Raw genomic sequence first — 6,125 nt, forward strand, 5'->3', positions numbered from 1 at the left:
CAAACAAGTTCACCCACTAGACTTACTTTGTCAGGAACTTGGTATTGAGCACAAGTTGATTCGCCCTCGAACACCAAGGCATAATGGAAAGGTAGAGCGCAGTCATCGAAATGACAATCGACGTTTCTACCAGCACTTGACCTTCTATTCCTATGACGATCTAATCAAGCAGATGAAAATCTATCTGTACCGTTCCAATCGACTCCCTATGCAGACTTTAGGCTGGAAATCTCCTATCGATATCAGAAAAGCTTTACTAGGAGCTAGCTCCTAGTAAAGCTTAACAAATGGAAGACTTCAAAATAACATTTTAGGTCTCACATCATTGACAAAGGTACAATGAAAAAACTCTCACATATCTTACAACTGTGAGAGACAACTGACTAATAGCCACTAGTTAGTTGATGTAAAAGTTCTTCTAAATCAAGAAGCAGCTAAAAGACTTATTCAACAGATACTGGCTATCGCATACTAACATAACGTAGATTCACTGATTGAAGTCATCCTATATCCAGACAAGACACTCCTGCTCTAGAGGACGCTGGGAAGTTACTTTCTTTCGATGCTTTAGCAGTTATATTTCTCATATCAAGCCCCCTAAAAATTAAGTGAATCATGTCACAAAATAACTTTTTTATACGATTTCCTAAAGATATGATGCCTTATCTGTGACCACTCTCACCATACCTAACGAGCAAAAAACAAGCTCTCGGCGAGAACTTGAATCGTTTATACTTTCTTAAAAATATTCTTAGGATTATATTGTGGTCCTCTTTTAACACCTACCATCAAATAAGCATTTAAAAAGACGAGAGGAAGTAAACTTAAAATCAAAGAAAGTTCCCCCAAAGGGATACTTAGGAAAGTCGAACACATGGCCCCCAACGAAAATGTCACTAAGATAAATAAGATATTACGGCCATCTTTTCTAATTTTAATATCCTTTTCAATAACACCTTTAACCCAATAGTAAGCCGCATTTTTAATATTACCAGTCATCATAACTGTTGCAAATGGTGTACCACGAATGGACTTAAAAGTATCCACCTGTAAAGACATGAAAAGCGATAAAATGCCAACAATAATATAGGGATGGAATAGTTTTAGTCCTAAAATAGCTATTACATCTAAAGCCGTCAAAACCAAACTTGAAAACAAGTGCCAATGAAAACGATGCTTAATAACCCAAGATTTGAAAAAATAAGTCAAAACCTGACCAGTCATAAAAACAAGTATGGGGAACAAAAATTTAATAGCTTCAAGAAAACGACCTTCCGCCAACCTAATCCCCAGCATTAAGAGATTTCCGGTTTGAACCCCCGCAAAACGACCACCTTGAGTCAAGTAAGTAAAGGCATTGATAAAGCCACTAATAAAAGTCACTAAAAAAGCACATAACATGCTTTCATAAACAGGATAAGATTTTTGTCGAAACATAATACTACTCGTTCTAAGATCAAGAGGAGAAAGAAGTCAAATCTGCATGCGCATTGAAATGTCCAACAGGCTTTGAAACTGCACTCCCAAAATCAACTCGCTCAACCTCCATCACAATTTAGACTCATAATCACCTCAGAACAAACGTCAAAGATCATTATTCAGTCACTAATAGTTTTATCAAAAGCCTATCTGTTCGTCAACACACCCCAAACGGATAGGTCTACTAGATTTACAATAAAATCGACTAGCCTTAACGACGGTTCAATGCATTTAAATCAAAAGCATTAGCAAATCCTATCGTATTAGAAATTATTCAGCAGTAAACTTATACCCCAAAACAGGAATCATCCTAATGGACGAAGACAACATATCCTCAACAAAAGGACCGTTTTTTCAACCCCCTCTAAAATATAAGAGATAGTGAATTTATGACTAAAAAAGAAATGTTTATGTGAAAAATAATGGTACCATCAGCACTGTTAGCTATCTAACCAAAAGATTTTTTTAAATGACTTCGCGAACCATTTTTTCAAATCAAAACAAATTCTACAGATCTCTCAGCTTTCAAAGAAAAGGGTATTATCGCATTTTCAATGATATCATTTCACAAAGAATACGCTCTTCTCGCTATGCAACATCAATTTTGCTATAATAAAGGGCATCGAAAATGACTAAGCAACACCTCTGGAGGATAGCTTTATAACATCCTGTAAGGCACATCGTTTGTCATTTTCACTCAGAAAAACAATTCACTAATAGAAAAGGATCCCCTCATGAAACTCATTTCCTGGAATATCGACTCCCTCAATGCTGCATTAACAAGCGACTCGACTAGAGCTCTTTTATCCCGCGCTGTTATTGATACACTCGTCAACGAGGATGCGGATATTATTGCCATTCAAGAAACAAAATTATCTGCCAAAGGGCCTACAAAAAAACATCTAGAACTATTACTAAATTATTTTCCTAACTATCTCAACGTCTGGCGCTCCTCAGAAGAACCTGCACGCAAGGGATACGCAGGAACAATGTTTCTCTACAAGGATAGTTTGAATCCAATCATTACCTTTCCTGAGATTGGTGCTCCTACAACGATGGATTCAGAAGGACGCATTATTACCCTTGAATTTGAAGATTTTTACGTGACACAAGTATATACACCTAACGCTGGTGATGGTTTAAAACGTCTGGCTGACAGGCAAATCTGGGATGAAAAATACGCAGAATACCTAGCAGAACTCGATAAGAAAAAACCTGTTTTGGCAACAGGAGATTACAACGTTGCTCACAAGGAAATTGACCTTGCAAATCCATCTTCAAATCGACGCTCTCCTGGTTTCACAGACGAAGAGCGTCAAGGATTCACAAACCTTCTAAACTATGGATTTACAGACACTTTCCGTTATATTCATGGCGACATTCCTAACGTCTATAGCTGGTGGGCACAGCGTAGTAAAACCAGTAAAATCAACAATACTGGTTGGAGAATTGACTATTGGTTGACATCAAATCGCCTGGCTAATAAAGTCATTAAATCAGAAATGATTTCTTCCGGTGAACGCCAGGACCACACACCTATACTCTTGGAAATCGACTTATAACACACTCCTACTATTTGAATGAGTCGTAAAAATTTTTCTCAAACCATCTGCCAGACTACCTAAGCAGAGAGAAAGTCTTATGCTCCTAAATTTCATTTCCCAACAGTACCATCGCCTCTGTTTTTAAACGGCACTATCGCCGTTTTTCCTTTATAGTAATCCTCGAAATAAACCACGTATGACAATAATAACCAAACAATATACAAGACTTAAAGAGCAATTTGAAGCACTTGCCGATCCAGTTAAAGCCATCAAGATGAGTGCTTACATGAAAAACAACTTCGCCTTTTATGGCATCCCGGCTCCCGAACGTCGCAAACAATACGCCACTATCATTAAAGACGCTAAGAAAGCTAAACATATCGATTGGGAACTCCTAGATTTAGCCTGGAAGCAATCCCAAAGAGAATGGCATTACTTTGTTTGCGATTACCTAATCAGATTAAAAGCGCTAGTTACCATAGACGACTTGCCAAAACTAGACCACTTTATCCGAACCCAACAATGGTGGGATAGCATCGATCAACTTGATGAGATTTATGGAGAATTAGTCAGTCGTTATCCTGAACTTAAACAACTGATGTTAACTTTTTCAAAAGAGCCCGATTTTTGGATTAGACGACTTGCCATTAATCATCAATTAAGTTTTAAAGAAAATACTGACACGCACTTACTGTCACAAATCATCATCGCAAATCTCGGTAGTCAGGAATTCTTTATTAATAAAGCTATTGGCTGGGCATTAAGAGATTACTCAAAGACTAATCCCCTATGGGTCTCTGATTTTATCTTGACCTACAACAAACAGTTATCCTCTCTATCAATTAGAGAAGCAAGCAAATACCTATAAACAAAAAACTTCATGTGGACAAAAAGTAAATCCACATGAGTTTTTTCTTAGCTTTTACCGTCCCACTCACTGTAAAATTCTGTCAAAAAGTCCTCCATATAAGCATGTCTTCTTGCAGCCATCCTTTTCCCAGTAGCGGTATTCATCAAATTCTTCAATAACAACAATTTCTCATAAAAATGAGCGATAGCTGTTGACTCATGATTCCGATATTCCTCGACACTCATTTCTGTACGAATGGATGTTCCCGGCACATGGATAAGGTGTCCTCGACTGCCTGCGTAAGCCATTGTTCTCGCAATACCAATAGCCCCAATTGCGTCTAAACGATCCGCATCTTGCACTACTTTTCCTTCAAGCGTTAACACCTTATTCCTATTCCTTCCAGCTTTAAAGGAAATGTTCTTAATAATCTCCATGACCTGCTTCTGAACATCAGGAAGAACTTCCTGTTTCATTAACCAATCGTCAACTTTCTGAAGCCCAACTTCTTCTGACAAATTCAATTTAGCATCTGCCACATCATGTAAAAGAGCAGCCAATTCACAAATAAAATGATCTGCTCTCTCTTCTTTGGCGATTCGCACCGCTAGTTTACGCACTCGGTCACTATGCCACCAATCATGACCTGAAGCATCTTTTCCTAGTTCCTGCTTAACATACTTTTCAGCCTTAGTAATTATCTGTTCCTGGTTCATACCAAGCCCTCTACCTTAATAAGAGCGTTTTCCAAACAAATCATCAGGTATATCATGAAACCCTTTCCCCTCTTCAAAGTTTTGGAATTTCCCTCTAATAAATTCATAAGCATCTAAACGGCTTTCATAACGAATGACCGCATCTTTTGCACGCAGATCCTGGTCTTCTTCCCAAACCTGCTGACTAGCCTTCATAGCACCATCATTAATTACAATTTGGGTCTCAACCCATTCTTTGAAATCATTTAAAAATTGTTCTTCTCTAGACATCTTATTGCTCCTTATTAACTAATCATATCTATTATACCACGAATCCTCAAAACGTCTTCGATACTTTCTGACAACCAAAAGTATCAAGTAACCTGAATACTTTGAATATGACATCTAAAAGAGCAATCAATAGTTAAATTCTAAAATTTTATAACGCCCATTTGTTTTTTTGCAATTTATAATAACGCCATACATCTGTCCCATCATTATTAATAGTCGCTTCAAAGCTAACCGTGTCACCCTCAACTTTTATTTTATCATTTTATCGAAAGACCTTGTCGACACATTCTGATAGGGTTCTTTGACAGCCATATACCAAGCTAATATTTCCTTATAAGCTGGATTTTTCTTTGACACATATAAAGCCGTCATACAGTCTCTCTTAATCTGAATCGCATCATTAACAACATCTCTAAAAGAAATCGTTACGTTTTCCAAGTCCTTAGCGCCAGGATTAGTATTGGGTATCTCTTGATAGTAAATGCTACCACATTTCTTGTATATGATTAATAACCTATACTTAGTAATATTATCTTCATCAGAGGATCGCAGCTATCTCCAAAATTTTTTGGTAGTGATGTTCTATAAACTTCTGTTGATGAGTTCGCCGAATTAGTCCAATCTAGACTACTAGTCAATTTTGATGCACCTATCCTTAAAAACTTTGGAACATTATAGGTTCTACCAACTCTTACTTGTTCACCTTCAAGAGAAGAACTTGGAACATTCTTTAATCTCATCAAAAAAACAATACAAATCTACTCTCTATTTTTCAGAAGGTTTTTAGAACCTTTTTGAAAGACAACGATAAAGACTGTCAATGCCCTCAAACTAGACTATTCAAACGCAAAACTAGAGGCAACCAATAACCTCATTAAAGTCATTAAGTAAAACGCCTTTGATTGGAGGAACTTTAAAAATCGTATTCTCATTGTACTAAATATCAAAAAAAGAAGACCAAACTGATCCTCTCAAGAATGTAGCTGACATCAACCCACTAGACCTGACAAAGAGTCAAAAAAACGTTGATAAATCAACGTTTTCTAGTCCTTGTTATGCCACCACCGAGAATTGAACTCGGAACTGAGCATTACCATTGCTCTATTATACCATTTAACTATAGCGGCAAAATATTAACAAAACAGGCTAGAACACTAACCTGCAAAATAAAATAGTCCGTACGGGATTCGAACCCGTGTTACCGCCGTGAAAAGGCGGTGTCTTAACCCCTTGACCAACGGACCATAATGATAATATGGGCACGAG

7 protein-coding genes, 2 tRNA genes and 1 pseudogene are annotated in these 6,125 nt (G+C 37.3%); 4 read left to right on the plus strand and 6 right to left on the minus strand.

The features are described 5' to 3' along the window. The coding region (locus tag G574_RS0110310) for an integrase core domain-containing protein (RefSeq protein WP_029691408.1) at nucleotides 1-274 on the plus strand (274 nt) is incomplete at its 5' end. 455 nt (nucleotides 275-729) lie between these two features. Here the strand turns inward: G574_RS0110310 and G574_RS0110315 are convergent. Further along, complete coding sequence (locus tag G574_RS0110315; protein ID WP_029692110.1) at nucleotides 730-1,437, minus strand: YoaK family protein; 708 nt, start codon at nucleotides 1,435-1,437, stop codon at nucleotides 730-732. Between the two features lie 776 nt (nucleotides 1,438-2,213). Here G574_RS0110315 and G574_RS0110320 point away from each other — a divergent pair. Further along, nucleotides 2,214-3,041 (plus strand): exodeoxyribonuclease III, encoded by an 828-nt coding sequence (locus G574_RS0110320; protein WP_029692111.1) that lies wholly within the window; start codon nucleotides 2,214-2,216, stop codon nucleotides 3,039-3,041. Between the two features lie 178 nt (nucleotides 3,042-3,219). Further along, nucleotides 3,220-3,891, plus strand: a complete 672-nt coding sequence (locus G574_RS0110325; RefSeq protein WP_029692112.1) for a DNA alkylation repair protein — start codon at nucleotides 3,220-3,222, stop codon at nucleotides 3,889-3,891. Between the two features lie 47 nt (nucleotides 3,892-3,938). Here G574_RS0110325 and G574_RS0110330 read toward each other — a convergent pair whose 3' ends face one another. The 3 genes from G574_RS0110330 to G574_RS11950 all read right to left on the minus strand — a co-directional run bounded on the left by G574_RS0110330 (nucleotide 3,939) and on the right by G574_RS11950 (nucleotide 5,231). Continuing rightward, nucleotides 3,939-4,589: an HD domain-containing protein gene (locus G574_RS0110330; protein ID WP_029692114.1), complete on the minus strand. Its 651-nt coding sequence runs from the start codon at nucleotides 4,587-4,589 to the stop codon at nucleotides 3,939-3,941. 15 nt (nucleotides 4,590-4,604) lie between these two features. Further along, complete coding sequence (locus tag G574_RS0110335; protein ID WP_029692115.1) at nucleotides 4,605-4,859, minus strand: DUF1912 family protein; 255 nt, start codon at nucleotides 4,857-4,859, stop codon at nucleotides 4,605-4,607. Between the two features lie 249 nt (nucleotides 4,860-5,108). Next, nucleotides 5,109-5,231: a hypothetical protein gene (locus G574_RS11950; protein ID WP_281167110.1), complete on the minus strand. Its 123-nt coding sequence runs from the start codon at nucleotides 5,229-5,231 to the stop codon at nucleotides 5,109-5,111. A gap of 298 nt (nucleotides 5,232-5,529) precedes the next feature. Between G574_RS11950 and G574_RS11850 the strand changes: the two are divergent. Beyond that, nucleotides 5,530-5,842, plus strand: a pseudogene (locus tag G574_RS11850) (transposase); the annotation flags it as partial. A gap of 73 nt (nucleotides 5,843-5,915) precedes the next feature. Here G574_RS11850 and G574_RS0110345 read toward each other — a convergent pair. Both G574_RS0110345 and G574_RS0110350 read right to left on the minus strand, forming a co-directional pair. Beyond that, nucleotides 5,916-5,986 (minus strand) — tRNA-Thr (locus G574_RS0110345). A gap of 45 nt (nucleotides 5,987-6,031) precedes the next feature. Next, nucleotides 6,032-6,103: transfer RNA gene (locus G574_RS0110350), tRNA-Glu, on the minus strand. Between the last annotated feature and the right edge of the window lie 22 nt (nucleotides 6,104-6,125).

Source organism: Streptococcus hyovaginalis DSM 12219, assembly GCF_000420785.1.
GTDB classification, from domain to species: domain Bacteria; phylum Bacillota; class Bacilli; order Lactobacillales; family Streptococcaceae; genus Streptococcus; species Streptococcus hyovaginalis.